This window comes from Pedobacter sp. WC2501 (assembly GCF_052682415.1).
The window spans coordinates 3,681,049-3,698,228 of record NZ_JBQZFI010000001.1 but is presented as its reverse complement, the minus strand read 5'-3'; the positions used below and the strand labels follow the sequence as shown (position 1 = coordinate 3,698,228).

Below are 17,180 nucleotides of genomic sequence, written 5' to 3'. Positions count from 1 at the left end.
TAAGGATTAAGATTGTGGTGAGGAACAACCAATTCACGGATCTCTCCACTTCGCTACGCTCCGGAGATGACGACCGCTTGATGAAGACTCTGGATTCAATGATGCTAGCAGGTTAAAACGGCTCCACGTTTGTAGAAACCTTTGTTTATAAACCTTATTGAAGTGTAAAGCCCACAGCGCAGCGAGGACTTGCAACGGAAAGAAGGACTGAAACCCCCGATGAAATGCTGACTTTCATTTTCAAATCTATTAAATAAATTCTTGTGGTCGGTGAGACATCAACCATTAGAGGGAAACCTAATATGCAAATCTCTGCGCTGTGCTACGGTCGAGAGGACGACTACACTAAAAATCTTATCATTAAAATCGAGGCGATTTATGATTTGCTTGTATTTTATTTTTAATTTCGTGCCATTATGAAAGAAACAGTGGTGAGCGGCATTCGCTCAACAGGAAAATTACATTTGGGTAATTATTATGGTGCAGTTAAAAACTTTGTTCAAATGCAGAACGAATATAACTGCTACTTTTTTATCGCCGATTTACATTCTTTAACTACACATCCAACTCCAGCCGATTTACATGGAAATATTAAACATGTTTTGGTTGAGTACCTGGCAAGTGGAATCGATCCAGAAAATAGCACTATTTATATACAAAGTGATGTTCCCGAAATTGCGGAACTATATTTATACCTAAATATGAACGCTTATATGGGTGAATTAGAGCGTAGTACTTCTTTTAAAGATAAAGTACGTGCCAACCCCGATAACGTAAATGCAGGTTTATTAACTTATCCGGTATTAATGGCAGCCGATATTTTAATCCATAAGGCGACCAAAGTACCTGTTGGAAAAGATCAGGAACAACATTTAGAGATGGCCCGTACTTTCGGAAACCGTTTCAACAGATTGTATAATACAGAATATTTCCCTGAACCATACGCTTTTAGCTACTCTGATAAACTGGTTAAAGTACCAGGCTTAGATGGAAAAGGCAAAATGGGCAAATCAGAAGGTGAAGCCAATGCGGTATACCTATCTGATGATCCTGAAACCATTCGTAAAAAAGTAATGAGAGCGGTTAGTGATGGTGGTCCAACAGAAGAGAACCAACCAAAACCTGAACCTATCCAGAACCTTTTCGATTTAATGAAAGTGGTATCAAGCGTAGATACCCATCAGCATTTTGACGACCTGTACAACAAAATGCAGATCCGTTATGGCGATTTCAAAAAGCAACTGGCAGAAGACATGATTATTGCTACTGCGCCTATGCGCGAGCGCATTCAGGATATTGCCAAAGATGATTCCTATTTAAGACAGGTGGCTAAACATGGTGCATTAAAGGCTCGTGAAAGTGCTCAAAAAACCATCAGAGAGGTTCGCAGTTTAATCGGGTTTAAAAGTTTTTAATAATTAATAGATTTGAGAAGCGAGACATTAGATTTGAGATTATATCTCTGTCTCACATCTCACATCTCACATCTCCAATCTAAAAAATATGCACATAGCAATTGTAGGAAATATAGGTGCCGGTAAAACTACCTTAACAGGCTTATTGGCTAAGAATTATGGATGGGAAGCTTTATACGAAGCTGTAGATAATAACCCTTACCTGGAAGATTTTTACAGCGACATGAAACGTTGGAGCTTTAATCTTCAGATTTATTTCCTGAACAGCCGTTTTCAGCAAATCACTGATATTGAGGTTAATAAACGTAACGTAATCCAGGACAGGACCATTTACGAGGATGCACATATTTTTGCAGAAAACCTCCACGATATGGCCTTAATGACCACCCGCGATCACGATAATTACAGGGCTATTTTTGACAATATTACCTCTTTTATTAAACCACCAGATTTATTGGTTTACCTGCGTGCATCGGTACCTACATTGGTTAACAATATTCAGCGCCGTGGCCGTGAATACGAAGCTGGTATCCGTATTGATTACCTTTCTAAACTAAACGAAAAATACGAAGCCTGGATTAAGGGATATAAACTCGGAAAATTATTAATTTTAGATAAGGATAAATTAGATTTCACCAATAATCCGGAAGATTTAGGAACGGTAATCCAATCTATTGAGGCGGAGATTAACGGTTTATTTTAATCCAATCCTCTGAAGTGGAGTTAAATTGTGGTAAATGGTTGAATATTTGTATTTGCTTTTTATCAATTTTACCTGAATAACATATGATTGATAAAAATTCATCAGTAAATGCGAAGATTATAGGCATTATTCCGGCGCGATATGCCTCTACCCGCTTTCCCGGAAAACCTTTGGTAGATATTGCCGGAAAAACCATGATCCAGAGGGTTTATGAGCAAGCATCGAAAGCCGAAAGCTTATCAAAAGTAGTAATTGCCACCGATGATGTACGGATTGCAGATGAAGTGACCAGATTTGGTGGAGAATTTATCTTTACCTCATCTAATCACCAAAGCGGAACGGACAGGTGCGCAGAAGTGATTGAAACTTTAACAGGATACGATATTGTGATCAATATCCAGGGCGATGAACCTTTTATCGAACCTGCCCAGATCGATTTATTGGCAAGCTGTTTTATTGAAGAAAAAGTACAGCTAGCAACATTAATCAAATCTATTCAAAGTCAGGAAAGTGTATACAATCCCAATAGCCCTAAAGTAGTGATTGATGTGAATGGCAGGGCGATGTATTTTAGCCGAAGTCCAATCCCTTTTATCAGAAATGGTGAACCAGGTGTATGGGCAGAGAAACACCAGTTTTATAAACACATCGGGATTTACGGTTACCGCACGGAGTCGTTAAAAGCCATTACCAAACTTCCTCCATCCTCTTTAGAGATTGCCGAAAGTTTGGAACAGCTGCGCTGGATTGAAAATGGATTTTATATCCAAACCAAAGTTACCGACCTTGAAACAGTTGCAATAGATACCCCTGAAGATTTATTGAAATTAAATAATCTATTGGAGGCGCTGAAGCACGACTAAGGTTATTGGTTTATTACTCATTAGTTCATTGGTTGGTTCATGGTTGATAGTTTGATGGTTCATGGCCAAGTGCTAATGACTTGAGATCAATCCTCTTCGGACTCCGGACTACCGACTTTAGACTATTTTACCACCAGTTCCATCTGAATATTACATCGTGCGTAAGGCGTAGGCTTGCCAGCCACTTTTTTAAAACCCAATTTATGGTAAAGATTTATGGCTGGTTTTAAAATGGTATTGCTTTCTAAATAAATTTTAGAGGCACCTAATGACCTGGCTTTTTCAACAATGGCACTCGCCAGTAAAAACCCAACATTTTTTCCCTGGGCTTTTGGCGATACGGCCATTTTGGCGAGTTCAAAATCATATTCGCCATCATCCATCTTAATTAATGCACAAACGCCCAAGGGTTCACCTTCGTAAAGCGCAACGAGAATAAAACCTCCCTTATCTAAAATATAGCCTTGAGGATTGTCTAACGCTTTATAATCAGATTCTTCCATGGTAAAATATTGTGAAATCCATTCTACATTCAGCGACTTAAATATTTCCTGGTATTTAGGCAGGTAATCTACAATTTCAACCTTTAAACTATCTCTTTCCTTTTTCTTTTCGATTACTCTTCTTAACAAGTTTTTTTGCTCCAATAAAAATTCCCATTCGCCTATTGCTTCCCAAAGTTTATGCTGTGCTTGTGCCGAGATCTCTTCAATAGCGGCATTTACATCAATGATTTGATCTTTTATTTCTTTCGAGATCTCCACGCCTTTCTTAGAAAGGCTCACTACATTTCTACGTCCGTCGGCTTTGTCTTTACTTTCTTTAACATAACCTTTTTTCAGCATCTCACTGATAATTTTGCTGACAGATGGATGGGAATGGCCAATATCTCTAGCCAGTTCGGTAATTGTTTTTTCTTTTTCCCGGACTAAAGCATAAAATACAGGAAACCACTTGGGCTGCATATCAATCTGATACAACTTATAAATCTGAGCGGCATCTTCAGTCAATTTATCGGTCAACATTCTTAACCTGCTGCCAATGGCTACTTTGCCTACTTCTTCAAAAAAATTCATAACATAAATTACGTAATCAGTTACGCAAATATAATAACAAAATTGACCCATCCAAAAACATTTAATGGTATCGCTAATATTTTTGTATTTTAGTTTACCTGTCACAAAGCAAACACGCTTCATTATCGTTAGACTATGGAAATTATTTTATTGTTCAGAATAATTTAAACAGCAAATTGCCTAATCGATATTTCGATTTTCAATCGTGGTTATCGGGTGGTCACTCCTTTTAATTTTAAACCACATGATAAAATTTGTAGTTTTGAAATATGAGAAATACATCGCTCTTCCTTGCTATCTGTCTTTTAGCGCTTGTTGCCTGTAATTCGAATGGCAAAAAAGAAACCAATGCCATTGAGTTTAAAAATGTGAACCAAAGTCTGGCTAAATCTTTTTCCGATTTAAAACGTTTGGACACTTTTAAGATAGAACTTACCGGCAGAAAACCAGAGGAAATGGTATTGAATTTTACAATCAAAAATGCTGATGGAAAAGAGATTTACAATGCTAAAATCAAGGGAACAGAACTGGTTAACAATACCGACCCCAATGTTGACCTTTCGAAAGAGAAAGACCAGGTTATTTTCTTAAAAACCATTGCAGACGACTTTTTCAGTGATGATAATTTTCTGGAGCCAGCAGTAATGCCTGAAGATAAGGCTGATAAATACACCCCCGATAAAGCCCTTTATGAGGAACTAAAAAAATCAGGTTTAAACGGCTTTAAATACCGTTTAGGCAAAGAGAATAACATCTATATTGCCTGGAGCGAAAAAGAGCAGAAGGTGAAAATTTATTATAATTGTTGCTAAGCTATTTCCTAATCATAAAATTAATTACTATATTTATTTGAAGGGGTAACATATATATATAGTTGCGCTAAAATCTATTCTTATTTTCTGCTTAGTTCGATAATGTTTTATCTATAAATCAGACATCATATTTTGATGCTAGCTAAGCACTAAAAACATCCCATGAAATTTATAAAAAGAATAATATGGGGGATATCAATAGCGAAATTATTTCTGAAAATTTAAAGTTAAAAAGGATTGACTTACTTTCAACGCATACCAAACTTTCGATACCGGTAATTAACCGGATGTATAAAAAGATGATTAACGGAATTAAATTTGATGACATTAAGGTAAGTGATAACTTTATAATAGATGGTCATCACCGTTAATTAGTTCGATATTGGCAGATATTGATCTAGGCAGGGTACCATCATGTAAAACCAGCGCAACAAATCTATGTGAATGGCACAAAGTAGAATTCGTTGATGAAGAATGGGACACTGAGTTAAAGATCAAGAGAATGAATGAGTTAGACGCAAATTTTAACAATATATCGCTAGAAAAAATATTCGAATTGACAAAATAAAACGTAAATTTGTATTATGTTTTTATTATTAGACATAGACGGAGTAATGGTACCTGCTAACTCATGGAGAAGACCAGAGATTTTAGCAGATGGCTTTGTTGAGTTTAATCCAAAAGCAGTTAAAGCACTAAATAAAATCCTCTATAATCATGATTTTGAAATTGTTCTTACCACTTCGCACAAGTTTAAGTACAGTTTGAATCAATGGCTCGATATTTTTAAAACAAGAAATATCAGTTTAAGCAAAATTGGCCGCCTTCCTGATAACATCGATTTAGTGAACAGAAAGAGTGAAATCCTAAACTGGTTTAAATCACAAGATAATAATGATGATTTCATTATCCTTGACGACGATAAATCGCTTAATGATTTGCCTCAATCTTTAAAACAACGATTAATCCAAACCAGCGCATCGGTTGGTTTAACTGATTATTTAGCAGATGAGGTAATCGAACTTGCTGAAAAAAGCCATAACGAATTTGCTTAAGGAATCTTTCTTATGAAAAAATCTGATTTTATTGCAAATCGCTTAAAATAGATTTTTTTAAATGGCTATTGGATAGCTAATACCAATTATAGAGATCAGTTAGAAAAAATTACCTGGCAACAGGCCATCCATCAGGTAGAAAATTTGAATACCATTGCGGCCATAACCTATCATATCAATTATTATTTAGCCGGAATTTTAACTGTATTTAATGGTGGTCTGCTAGAAATAAAAGACCAATATAGTTTCGATCTTCCCCCTATACATTCTGAAGCTGATTGGAATAAATTAGCTTCAGAATTATTTGACAATGCTTCAGTTTTTGCTATCGCAGTAGAAAAAATGCCAGATAAAAAGTTAAACGAGATATTTGTAAACGAAAAGTATGGCACTTACCTGCGGAATATAGAAGCTGTAATTGAACACATTTATTATCATTTAGGACAGATTGTACTCATCAAAAAATTGATTTTGGCAGCAGGGAAATAAAATGCCATCATTCTGTACATTAAGCTTTCCCTCCTCTTTCCACTATAAAAAAATATTTTAACATTTATTCATAAACTAAACAAATAGTTGTATTTTAGAGCACATAACCAAACACAGATTATTTAACGTTTCTCTAAAACATACATGCTCAAGCAACTCTTCCCTGTTTTTATTTTTTCACTACTATTTTTTCCAGCACTCGCACAAAAAGCAAGCATAAAAGGCGTCGTTGTTGATACGGTTGAGAAAAAAAAATTACAAAACAGTTCTATCCTGCTGATATCAGGTAAAGATTCCGTTTTAGTTAAAGATACGCGGGCCAAGGCCAATGGCGAATTCGAGTTATCGAACCTAAAAAAAGGCAATTATACTTTAGTCATCACCTTTCCTAAAATGGCCGATTATATAAGAGACATCCAGTTGTCAGATTCATCGAAATTTAATCTGGGTAATATCGCGATGGATAGCAAAGCTACACTTTTGAATGAGGTGACAATTAAGGCACAAAAACAAGCTATCAGCATGAAAGGCGACACGATAACCTACCAGGCAGACAGCTTTGCAGTTAAGCCACATGCCAACTTGCAGGATCTGTTAAGGCGATTACCGGGAATTGAGGTAGATAAAAATGGTGCAATAAAAGCAGGTGGAAAAGACGTAAATACGCTTTTGGTTGATGGAGAAGAGTTTTTTGGCGATGATCCGCTTCTGGCTCAGAAATACTTAAAGGCTAATGCAGTTAGTGAGGTTCAGGTTTACGACAAAAAAACCAAAGAGGAAGAATTATCCGGAATAAAAGAGGGTGATGCCAAAGAGAAGGTGATGAATATTAAACTCAAGGAGAATGCTAAAAATGGCTATCTCAGCACTCTGGATGCCAACAGTGATTTAAATCATTTTAAAAACGTTGGGGGCATGGCTGGTATCTACAAAAGTAAATTAAAAGCTGCAGTATTTGGATTTAACTCTAATACCAACCAGGATTCGAAAGCAAGTGAAGCCATGAGCAGATTAAAAGGAAATGATTATGATGTAATTGAAGTTGGTGATGATGGCAGTACCGTTATGATTATGTACGGCAATCGAGATGATGATGGTTTCTCGCCAACAAACGGCTTGCCTGATATCACCAGTTATGGTGCACATTTCTCAGATAAATGGAATGAAAATAAAGTAGGTCTGAAACTCAATTATAAAGGTAACAATCGGGATGTTATAGATAGAACAACCTCTAAAAACCAGTCACTATTGCCTAATGGAACAAATTTCTTTAGTTCCGGCAGTGCAAACAGCGAAACTAAGAGTTCGGGCCAAGGTTTAAAAGGAAGTGTTAATGTTAAGATAGACTCACTGTCTACATTAAAAATATCATTTGCTGCGAGCAAAAACAAAAACAGTAATGAATACAAAAGCACTAACGAAACCAAAAACGGCGTAGGATTTTTTGTAAACAACAGTGATCAAACAAACAACAGTAACGGAGTTGACAATCTATTTAACGGCAATATCAATTATTCGAAAAAGTTTGCCAAAAAAGGAAGAACGCTGTCTATCGATTTACAACCAGAAACCAAAAACGGCACCAGTATCGGAAACAGTAAAAGTGTCACCAATTATTATGATGACAGTGGTATATCAAAAGGGCCGCCGATCACTCAGGACTTCCTCAATGATAACTCGGGCAGGGAAACGTCACTTGGCGCAAGAATATCGTATACTGAACCGCTGAACAAACAATTCTCCTTGCAAACCGCCTATAGCTTTAAAACGGTAAACTCCAATAGTCATAAACTGGTTTTCGATAAGTCATTAAATAATAAACGGATCGATTCGCTAAGTAATAATTTCGATTTCAATAATTTTTCGAATATAGGTAAGGTGGTATTACAATATCGGGCAAAGAAATTTACTTTATCTGGCGGTGCAGAGGCTACACAAACAACATTCGAGCTGAATGATTTAGACCGCAGCAACAAATTTGACCGCAATTATTTAAACTGGGCACCACAGAGTAACTTCAACTATAAACTTGGTAAAAACACTAGTGTATCCTTAAACTATAACGGCAATACGCGACAGCCCAGCTTAGACCAACTACAACCCATCAGGCAAATAAACAATCCACTTTACGAAATAAAAGGTAATCCAAATTTAAAACCATCATTCAACAATAATTTTGGCTTTAATTTAAACACCTACCAGCAAAAATCGCAAATGTATGCATACGTGTATGGGGGCTACAGTTTTACCAAAAATGCAGTGGTAAGCATGAACACAGTAGATGAGGTAAACAAAACCACAAGCAGTTACATCAATCTAAATGGTAATAACAATTTTTACGCAGGCGCAAGTTTTAATAAAAGTTTCAGCAAAATTAATTTTAGTACAGGCTTAAATGCCAGCTATAACCATTCAAACTCGGTTTCTATTTTAAACAATAAACTGAATGAAAATGCAAACAACAGTATCAGTTTACGTCCTCGTTTCAGTTATTACAGCGATAAATTTCAAGTTCAGTACGATCCATCCTTTACCTTTTCAAACAGTAGCTCATCCATCGGATCCATAAATAATGGTAAAAACTTTTTCCATAACCATGAAATTTCCGGCACTATAGAACTGCCATACAATACCGAATTCAATACCTCAATATCATTATCATACCAACCTGCCAATACTTCATTTAGCAAGCCGGTAAATGTTGCCATCTGGAATGCCTATTTATCAAAGAAGATGCTTAAAGCCCAGGAACTGGAATTAAAAGTAGCGATTTCAGATATTTTAGCCGAAAAAATAGGTTACAATCGATACGTTGGCGGCAACAGTATTAGTGAGAACACCAACAGTTTTATTCCAAGGTATGTCCTGATTGGTGTCACCTATAATTTAACCGGAAACTTTGTTAAACAAGACAAAAAATAACATCAGATGAAATATTTAGGATTAAGCATAATTTTATTTTTTGCAGTTACCATAATCAGGGCACAAACTGTTTTCATCAGAAGTGCAAAAATAACATTTGAGAAAAAGATAAACCAAAAGCAGCAATTGGCAGAAAACGATTGGATGTCAGACGATGCTAAAGATAAAATGAGCAAATACAGGACTTCCAGCTGGGATTATAGTTTTAACGACAGTAGCTCCATTTATAAGGTTAAACCAAAGGAAACCTTAAACGATAATAATTTCTTCTTTATTGCTGGTGAGAATACCAATGAAATGTATACCGATTTTAGCAAAAAAGCAAGGGTAATCAGAAAACCAATAAATGGTGAAGACTTCATTTTAAAAGACACTATCCCCCATCTCCGTTGGAAAATTATGCATGATGTGCGCCAGATTGCAGGTTACGAATGCCGCAAAGCGACAACTGTAATAAACGATTCTGTTACTGTAGTGGCCTTTTATACTGATGAGATTTTATTAAAAGGTGGCCCAGAGGGATTTACCGGTTTACCAGGAATGATATTGGGTTTGGCTATACCACGCTATAACACCACCTGGTTTGCTACCAAGGTGGAAGCCAAAAACGTTCCGATCTTGAACATCGCACCTCCGGCAAAAGGAAAGAGAACTGATACGGAAAAAGATTTCAAAAAAATGGTCGACCTCTATACCCGTTATGATGATAAAAAGAATCCCAGGAAGATAGAAGCTATTAAAAAAGAACTTTATACGCTGATACTTTAAATGGCATATCACCTAAAACAGTCAATATCAAGCATATAAAACCATTAAAAAATATTCATGCAAAACCTAATCGAGTGATAATTTTTTGTACCTTTGTATCCCGTACAAAAACAATTAAACAGGCTCAAAACCCCTGGTTAATTCCACAAATTATCAATCATGACAAAGTATATTTTTGTTACGGGCGGTGTAACTTCCTCTTTAGGTAAGGGCATCATTTCCGCATCTTTAGCTAAACTTTTACAGGCACGTGGCTACCGTGTAACCATTCAAAAATTCGATCCGTACATTAATATTGATCCAGGAACATTAAACCCATACGAACATGGCGAATGTTTTGTTACTGAAGATGGTGCTGAAACCGATTTGGATCTTGGTCATTATGAGCGTTTCCTTAACGTTCCAACTTCGCAGGCAAATAACATTACTACTGGCCGCATTTACCAAAACGTAATTAGCAAAGAGCGCAAAGGTGAATATTTAGGTAAAACGGTACAGGTTGTTCCACATATTACCGACGAGATTAAACGCAACATGCGCATTTTGGGCGATAGCGGTGAATACGACATTGTAATTACCGAACTTGGTGGTACCGTTGGTGATATTGAATCTCTACCATTTATCGAAGCTGTTCGTCAGTTTAAATGGGAAGAAGGCAGCTCCAATGCCATTGTTATTCACTTAACCCTGGTTCCTTATTTAGCCGCTGCAGGTGAATTAAAAACTAAACCAACACAACACTCTGTTAAAGCCTTATTGGAATACGGAATACAGCCAGATATATTGGTTTGCAGAACAGAACACCACATTAGCCCTGATATCAGAAAAAAAATTGCATTATTTTGTAACGTTAACATCAATGCGGTAGTCGAATCGATGGATGCATCTACTATTTATGATGTGCCATTGTTGATGTTAAAAGAGCAATTGGATAAAACTGTTTTATCGAAATTAAAACTGCCTACCAAGAACGATCCGGATATGGAAAGCTGGAAAGATTTCCTGGGTCGTTTAAAAAACCCAACTGCCGAAGTAAAAATTGGCCTGATTGGTAAATATGTAGAATTACCTGATGCTTATAAATCAATTATCGAGTCTTTTGTACACGCAGGTTCGAAAAACGAATGTAAAGTGAGGGTAGAATATATCCACTCTGAAGGTATTTTCCCGGATAACGTAAAAGAGAAATTGAGTCATTTACAGGGAGTTTTAGTTGCACCGGGTTTTGGTAGCCGGGGTATTGAGGGTAAAATTGATGCCATCAAATATGTTCGCGAGAACAATATCCCTTTCTTCGGGATTTGCCTGGGTATGCAATGTGCAGTTATCGAATTTGGCCGTAACGTTTTAGGTTTGAAAGATGCACACACGACAGAAATTGAAGAAAATTCGCCAAATCCGGTCATTAACATGATGGAAGAGCAGAAAAAAATAACCAATAAAGGTGGAACAATGCGTTTAGGCTCTTATCCTTGCGATATTAAAAAAGGAACAAAAGCTTTTTCTATTTATGGTAAATCGCATATCAACGAGCGTCATCGTCACCGTTACGAATTTAATAATGCTTATTTAAAGCAATATGAAGATGCAGGAATGATTGCTTCAGGTATGAATCCGCAAACCAATTTAGTTGAAATTGTGGAGCTAAAAAATCATCCATTTTTCGTTGGCGGACAGTTTCACCCAGAATTAAAATCAACAGTTGCTAATCCTCACCCACTTTTTGTTAAATTTGTCGCCGCTGCGATGGAGTTTGCGAAAAAGAAAACGAATTAAAAGCAGTACATACATAAATAATGGATAGAAATACCTTTACAGGACTGTTCCTGATTATGATCATTTTGGCAGGATCATTCTACTTTTTGAGGCCGAACGAGGCTGAAATGAAAAAAGCCAAAGAAACAGAGCGTTTAGATTCTTTGAAAAAAGCTGGTGTTACACCTGCACAAAAAGATACCACCAAAACTGCTGCGATTGCTAATCCAGCTGTAGATTCTTTAGCTTTAAAAGGCCCTTTTGGCACTGCTTTAACGGGTACTGAAGCCAATACGGTTCTGGAAAACGAAAATTTATTAATCACTTTAAGCAATAAAGGCGGTAAAATTACATCTGTTGAAGTTAAAGGGCAAAAAACCTTTACCGGTAAACCACTTATTTTATTTACTGGTAGCGAAACCAAGTTTGGTTTAAATTTAAATGCGGCTGGTAAAGTAATTAATACCAACGATTTATATTTTAATTCGACAAAAACAGGTAATACTGTTACCATGCGTGCCAACTATGGCGCCAATGCTTACGTAGAATATGTTTACGATTTAAAAGCCTCTAGCAACAAAGTAGCTTTCAATGTTAATTTAGTTGGTTTACAACAGGTAATTGCAGGTAATACTATTGGTTTAAACTGGTCGACTACCTTATTACAACAAGAAAAATCGATCGAAAGTGAACACCGTTATTCTGCACCATATTACAAATATTTAGATGGCGATGTAAACCACCTTAGTGTTTCGAAAGATGAGAAAGAAGAATTATCGAAAGGCAAAATCCAATGGTTTTCTTTCAAACAACACTTTTTCTCAGCGTCTTTAATCTCGAAACAAGCTTTCGAAAAAGGAAGTTTAGAAGTTAAAATACCAACGGCTCCTGGACAGGTGAAGTTTTATGATGCTAATATGCAATTGCCATATACACATACTGCAAACCAGGCTTATGAAATGGAATTCTATTTCGGAACCAACAAATTTTCTGCCCTAAAAGCACAGGGTTATGATTTAGAGCAGCAGGTTGATATGGGTTACTGGCCTTTAAAATACATTAACCGCTTTATTGTATTACCGGTATTTAACTTCTTAAACAGCTTTGGCTGGAACTACGGTTTGATCATCCTGGTATTAACCATCTTGTTAAAGGTTGCTTTATCTCCACTTACTTACAAGTCATACCTATCAATGGCTAAAATGCGTGTATTGAAGCCAGAAATGGATGAAATTAAAGCTAAAGTAGGTGAAGATAACCCAACATTGGTTCAACAGGAATATCTAAAACTATATAAGAAAGCAGGGGTAAATCCTCTGGGTGGATGTTTGCCAATGGTATTACAGCTGCCTTTGGTAATGGCCTTCTTCTTCTTCTTCCCTAACTTGTTTGAGTTACGCGGTGAGAGTTTCTTGTGGATGAAGGATTTATCAACCTATGATGAGTTTATCAAATTTGGCGTAAAAATTCCTTTCATTGGCGATCACTTAAGTTTAATGTGTGTATTGATGACCATCTCTACATTAATTATGACTTATTTCAATAACCAGGTTTCTGGAGCAACAGGCCAAATGAAATACATCGGTTATATTATGCCAGTTATTTTCTTAGGGGTATTGAACAGCTACCCTGCCGGATTAAACTATTATTATTTCTTAGCCAACTTAATGACTTTCGGACAGCAGTTCTTAATCCGTAGAATGGTTGATGATGAGAAAATCCATGCGCTAATCCAGCAAAACAAAGCCAGACCAGCTGATGAGAAAAAGAAAAAATCTAAATTCCAACAGCGTTTAGATGACTATATGCGTCAGCAACAACAAGCTAAAAAGTAATTTAGCCTTTAATGATATGAAAACCCTCGATTGCTTAAAGTAATCGGGGGTTTTTAGTTTTGAGCAGAGGGCGTGAAGCTAAGAGTGCTAAGCGTGAGGCATTTGGCCAATATCATTAAGTTAAGGTTTTTAACCACAGATGCACACAGATAAACACGGATTTTTATATCTGTGTGTATCCTTTTTATCTGTGGTTAAATTATTTTCACATGTGCCAATGGCTTAACTTAATGACTTGGGCGTTTGGCCCACACAGCTTAAACTTCGGTCATCCGACCTCGGACTCTCAAGACTAATTCCATTTAACCTCACCAAAAACACCTTTTAATTGTAATATTTGACATACAAGTTTCCTAATAAGCTAAAAAATTCCAATTTTAGAAGATTAAATCTCAACCAACAAATTAATAAATTTAAAAATGCAAAAGAGACTAACTATTATTCTGTTTTTCGTTGTCAGCTTTGCCTACGCACAAAAGAAACCTTTAGATCATTCAGTGTACGATACCTGGGAATCTGTAGGTACAAAGCAATTATCAAATAATGGTCAATGGGCTATGTACAGTATCTTACAACAAGAAGGAGATGCCCAATTATACCTTACTAATATTAAAACAAATGCGAAGATAAATATCCCAAGAGGGATGAACTCGCAATTTAGCAACGATTCTAAGTTCGCAGCATTTAACATCCGTCCTTTAAATAAAGACTTACGTCAGGCTAAAATTAAAAAGAAAAAGACAGATGAATTACCAAAAGATTCGTTGGGCATTGCCAACCTTACTACCAGTGCTGTTACAAAAGTAGCAAGGGTAAAATCTTTCAAATTCCCTGAAGAAGGCGCTGGAGTAATGGCCTATTTAACTGAAAAACCTGATACGGCAAAGAAAACAGTAAAACCTGCTGAGAAAAAAGATGGCGAAACTGATTTTGCCGATGATGAACCTGCAGGAAAAGGCAAAGCCGAAGAAGGAACTGATTTAGTGGTGAAAAACCTTTTAACAGGCACGGATAAAACCTATAAATTCGTCACCGATTATTATTTCAGTAAAGACGGCAAACAATTGGTTTTTGCCTGCAGTGGAGCTAAAAAGGACAAAACAGCCCCTCAGGGTGTGTTCTTGCTGAATACAGAAAAAGGCACATTAAAAATCCTGATTAAAGGAAAAGGAAGTTTTAAAAACTTCACTTTTGATGAGGAAAGTGAACATGTTGCTTTCGTGGGTGAGCAAAGTCCGGAGAAACAAGAAATAAAAGATTACAATATATATTACAACTCTTTAACGCTTGATACAGCGCAGATCCTGGTTGATTTTGATATGCCCGGACTGCCTGCAAAATGGTCGGTTAATGGCGATGGTAAAATAACTTTTAGTAAAGATGGCAAGAAATTGTTTTTTGGCATCTCTCCTATTAAAAAGCCAAAAGATACTACAATCGTAGATTTCGAAGTGGCCAAAGTTGATGTTTGGAACTACAAAGACGATTATCTACAGCCGATGCAGCTTAAAAACGCGGACAGGGACAGCAAAAAAAGCTATTTATCCGTTATTGATGTTTACAGCAGCGATCCTAAAGTAATTCCATTAACAGATCTAAAACTACCGGATGCCAATATGGTTGCGGAAGGTGATGCCAATGTGGTTTTAGCATCTACAGACTATGGCCGTAGGATCGAATCGCAATGGAGCGGTTCTACCACAAAAGATTACTATTTAGTTGACACTAAAAACGGTCAGAAAAAGAAAATTATTGATAATTTAAGTGGATATGCCATGGCTTCTCCTGGCGGAAACTACGTTTTATATTTTGATAGAAAAGCAGGTAGCTGGAATACTTATAACATAAGCACAGGCAAATTAACTGTACTAACAACCGGATTAACAGAAAAATTTGTCAATGAAGAAAATGATGTACCCGATTTACCTTCTGCTTACGGCTTAGCCACCTGGACTGAAGGTGATAAAGCCGTATTAATTTACGATAAATACGATATCTGGTCATTCTCTCCAGATGGAAAAACGGCGCCAAAAAACATTACTGCCGGTTTTGGAAGAGCAAACAACATTACCTTCCGTTACGAAAGAGTACAGCAGGACAACAGATTTGAACGCAATGCAGACAGCAAATTTGTAAAAGCGAACGAAACAGTCTGGTTAGATGGCTTTAACAATTTGACAAAAGAAAATGGTTTTTACCGCACCAGTGTAGGTTCAGCTAAAGCGCCTGAACTGGTTGTAATGGCTAAATTTAAATACTCGAACCTGATAAAAGCAAAAGATGCTGAGATCTACATTTACGATAAAGCCAGTTATGTAGAATCGCCAAATGTTTACATCACCACAGATTTCAAAACGGAAACCAAATTAAGCAATACCAACCCTCAACAAAAAGACTACAATTGGGGAACGGCTGAGCTGGTTAAGTGGACTACGCCAAAGGGTTATAAAGCCGAAGGTATTTTGTACAAACCGGAAAATTTCGATCCAAATAAGAAGTATCCGATGATCGCTTATTTCTACGAAAAACTAACGGATGGTTTGTATACTTATCAAGCGCCGGCTCCAACTCCTTCGCGCCTAAACATCTCTTATTTCGTGAGTAACGGATATTTAGTTTTCGCACCCGATATTAGTTATGAAACTGGTCATCCAGGTAAATCAGCAGTTGAATTCATCAATTCAGGTGTGGAAAGCCTGAAGAAAAATAGCTGGGTTGATGGTAATAAAATCGGTATCCAGGGTCAAAGCTGGGGTGGTTATCAGGTAGCCTATCTCATTACGCAAAATAACATGTATGCAGCAGCCTGGGCTGGTGCACCTGTAGTGAATATGACTTCGGCTTATGGTGGTATCCGTTGGGAAACCGGTATGAACCGTCAGTTCCAATACGAAAAAACACAAAGCCGTATCGGTGCAACACTTTGGGAAAAACCTGAATTATATATCGAGAACTCTCCACTATTTATGCTTCCGAAAGTTAATACACCCGTGGTGATCATGGCTAATGATGCAGATGGTGCTGTGCCTTGGTATCAAGGGATCGAAATGTTTACAGGCCTTCGCCGTTTAGGCAAACCCGTTTGGATGTTAAATTACAATGGTGAAGCGCACAACCTGGTTCAACGCCAGAACCGTAAGGATATTCAAATTCGCGAGCAACAATTTTTCGACTATTATTTAAAAGGTGCAAAAGCTCCTGCCTGGATGACAAGCGGAATCCCTGCTACTGAAAAAGGAAAAACCTGGGGTTTTGAACTAACAGATGATAAACCGTAGTTAGTCGGAAGTCCGGAGTCTGAAGTCTTTAGTCCATAGTTTGATAGTTTAGTACTATTGGCTATGGACTTTTTTGGTTAATGGTTTGATAGTTCATGGTTGATAGTCTTATAACCTCACTTCGGTTATTAATATTCCTTTAGAGGTCTACTACAGACATTTTTCGTTCATGCCTTCTTACTGAATTTATTTCAGGTCTATTTAGCAGG

At 36.9% G+C, this 17,180-nt stretch carries 13 protein-coding genes; 12 read left to right on the top strand and 1 reads right to left on the bottom strand.

Going from position 1 to position 17,180, the window contains the following annotated elements:
• The first annotated feature begins 416 nt into the window (after window positions 1–416).
• The 3 genes from trpS to kdsB all read left to right on the top strand — a co-directional run bounded on the left by trpS (window position 417) and on the right by kdsB (window position 2,981).
• Window positions 417–1,415, top strand: a complete 999-nt coding sequence (trpS, locus tag ACUN24_RS15590; RefSeq protein ID WP_132397380.1) for a tryptophan--tRNA ligase — start codon at window positions 417–419, stop codon at window positions 1,413–1,415.
• 88 nt (window positions 1,416–1,503) lie between these two features.
• Window positions 1,504–2,118, top strand: coding sequence for a deoxynucleoside kinase (locus tag ACUN24_RS15585; protein ID WP_090500686.1), 615 nt, complete (start codon window positions 1,504–1,506; stop codon window positions 2,116–2,118).
• Between the two features lie 83 nt (window positions 2,119–2,201).
• A complete protein-coding gene (gene kdsB, locus ACUN24_RS15580) occupies window positions 2,202–2,981 on the top strand; it encodes a 3-deoxy-manno-octulosonate cytidylyltransferase (RefSeq protein WP_445563333.1) in 780 nt (259 codons plus the stop codon).
• 122 nt (window positions 2,982–3,103) lie between these two features.
• Here the strand turns inward: kdsB and ACUN24_RS15575 are convergent, their stop codons facing one another.
• Entirely contained in the window at window positions 3,104–4,057 is a 954-nt protein-coding gene (locus tag ACUN24_RS15575; RefSeq protein ID WP_445563332.1) for a bifunctional helix-turn-helix transcriptional regulator/GNAT family N-acetyltransferase, read from the bottom strand.
• A 269-nt stretch (window positions 4,058–4,326) separates the two neighbouring features.
• On the opposite strand from ACUN24_RS15575, the gene ACUN24_RS15570 reads away from it, so the two are divergent.
• The 9 genes from ACUN24_RS15570 to ACUN24_RS15530 all read left to right on the top strand — a co-directional run bounded on the left by ACUN24_RS15570 (window position 4,327) and on the right by ACUN24_RS15530 (window position 16,971).
• Window positions 4,327–4,869 carry a hypothetical protein gene (locus ACUN24_RS15570; RefSeq protein ID WP_445563331.1) on the top strand — a complete coding sequence of 181 codons (543 nt, stop codon included), beginning with the start codon at window positions 4,327–4,329 and terminating at the stop codon, window positions 4,867–4,869.
• Window positions 4,870–5,054: 185 nt separating this feature from the next.
• Window positions 5,055–5,240 carry a hypothetical protein gene (locus ACUN24_RS15565; RefSeq protein ID WP_445563330.1) on the top strand — a complete coding sequence of 62 codons (186 nt, stop codon included), beginning with the start codon at window positions 5,055–5,057 and terminating at the stop codon, window positions 5,238–5,240.
• A 213-nt stretch (window positions 5,241–5,453) separates the two neighbouring features.
• Window positions 5,454–5,924, top strand: coding sequence for an HAD domain-containing protein (locus ACUN24_RS15560; RefSeq protein WP_445563329.1), 471 nt, complete (start codon window positions 5,454–5,456; stop codon window positions 5,922–5,924).
• A 144-nt stretch (window positions 5,925–6,068) separates the two neighbouring features.
• The gene (locus ACUN24_RS15555; protein WP_445563328.1) at window positions 6,069–6,413 is read left to right on the top strand and encodes a DUF1572 domain-containing protein; all 345 of its coding nucleotides are present in this window, start codon (window positions 6,069–6,071) and stop codon (window positions 6,411–6,413) included.
• 144 nt (window positions 6,414–6,557) lie between these two features.
• Window positions 6,558–9,335: an outer membrane beta-barrel protein gene (locus ACUN24_RS15550; protein WP_445563327.1), complete on the top strand. Its 2,778-nt coding sequence runs from the start codon at window positions 6,558–6,560 to the stop codon at window positions 9,333–9,335.
• Window positions 9,336–9,341: 6 nt separating this feature from the next.
• Window positions 9,342–10,103, top strand: a complete 762-nt coding sequence (locus tag ACUN24_RS15545) for a GLPGLI family protein (RefSeq protein WP_445563326.1) — start codon at window positions 9,342–9,344, stop codon at window positions 10,101–10,103.
• A 159-nt stretch (window positions 10,104–10,262) separates the two neighbouring features.
• Entirely contained in the window at window positions 10,263–11,879 is a 1,617-nt protein-coding gene (locus ACUN24_RS15540) for a CTP synthase (RefSeq protein WP_315424145.1), read from the top strand.
• 20 nt (window positions 11,880–11,899) lie between these two features.
• Window positions 11,900–13,693, top strand: a complete 1,794-nt coding sequence (gene yidC, locus ACUN24_RS15535) for a membrane protein insertase YidC (protein ID WP_445563325.1) — start codon at window positions 11,900–11,902, stop codon at window positions 13,691–13,693.
• Between the two features lie 419 nt (window positions 13,694–14,112).
• The gene (locus tag ACUN24_RS15530; protein ID WP_445563324.1) at window positions 14,113–16,971 is read left to right on the top strand and encodes a prolyl oligopeptidase family serine peptidase; all 2,859 of its coding nucleotides are present in this window, start codon (window positions 14,113–14,115) and stop codon (window positions 16,969–16,971) included.
• Window positions 16,972–17,180: the final 209 nt, after the last annotated feature.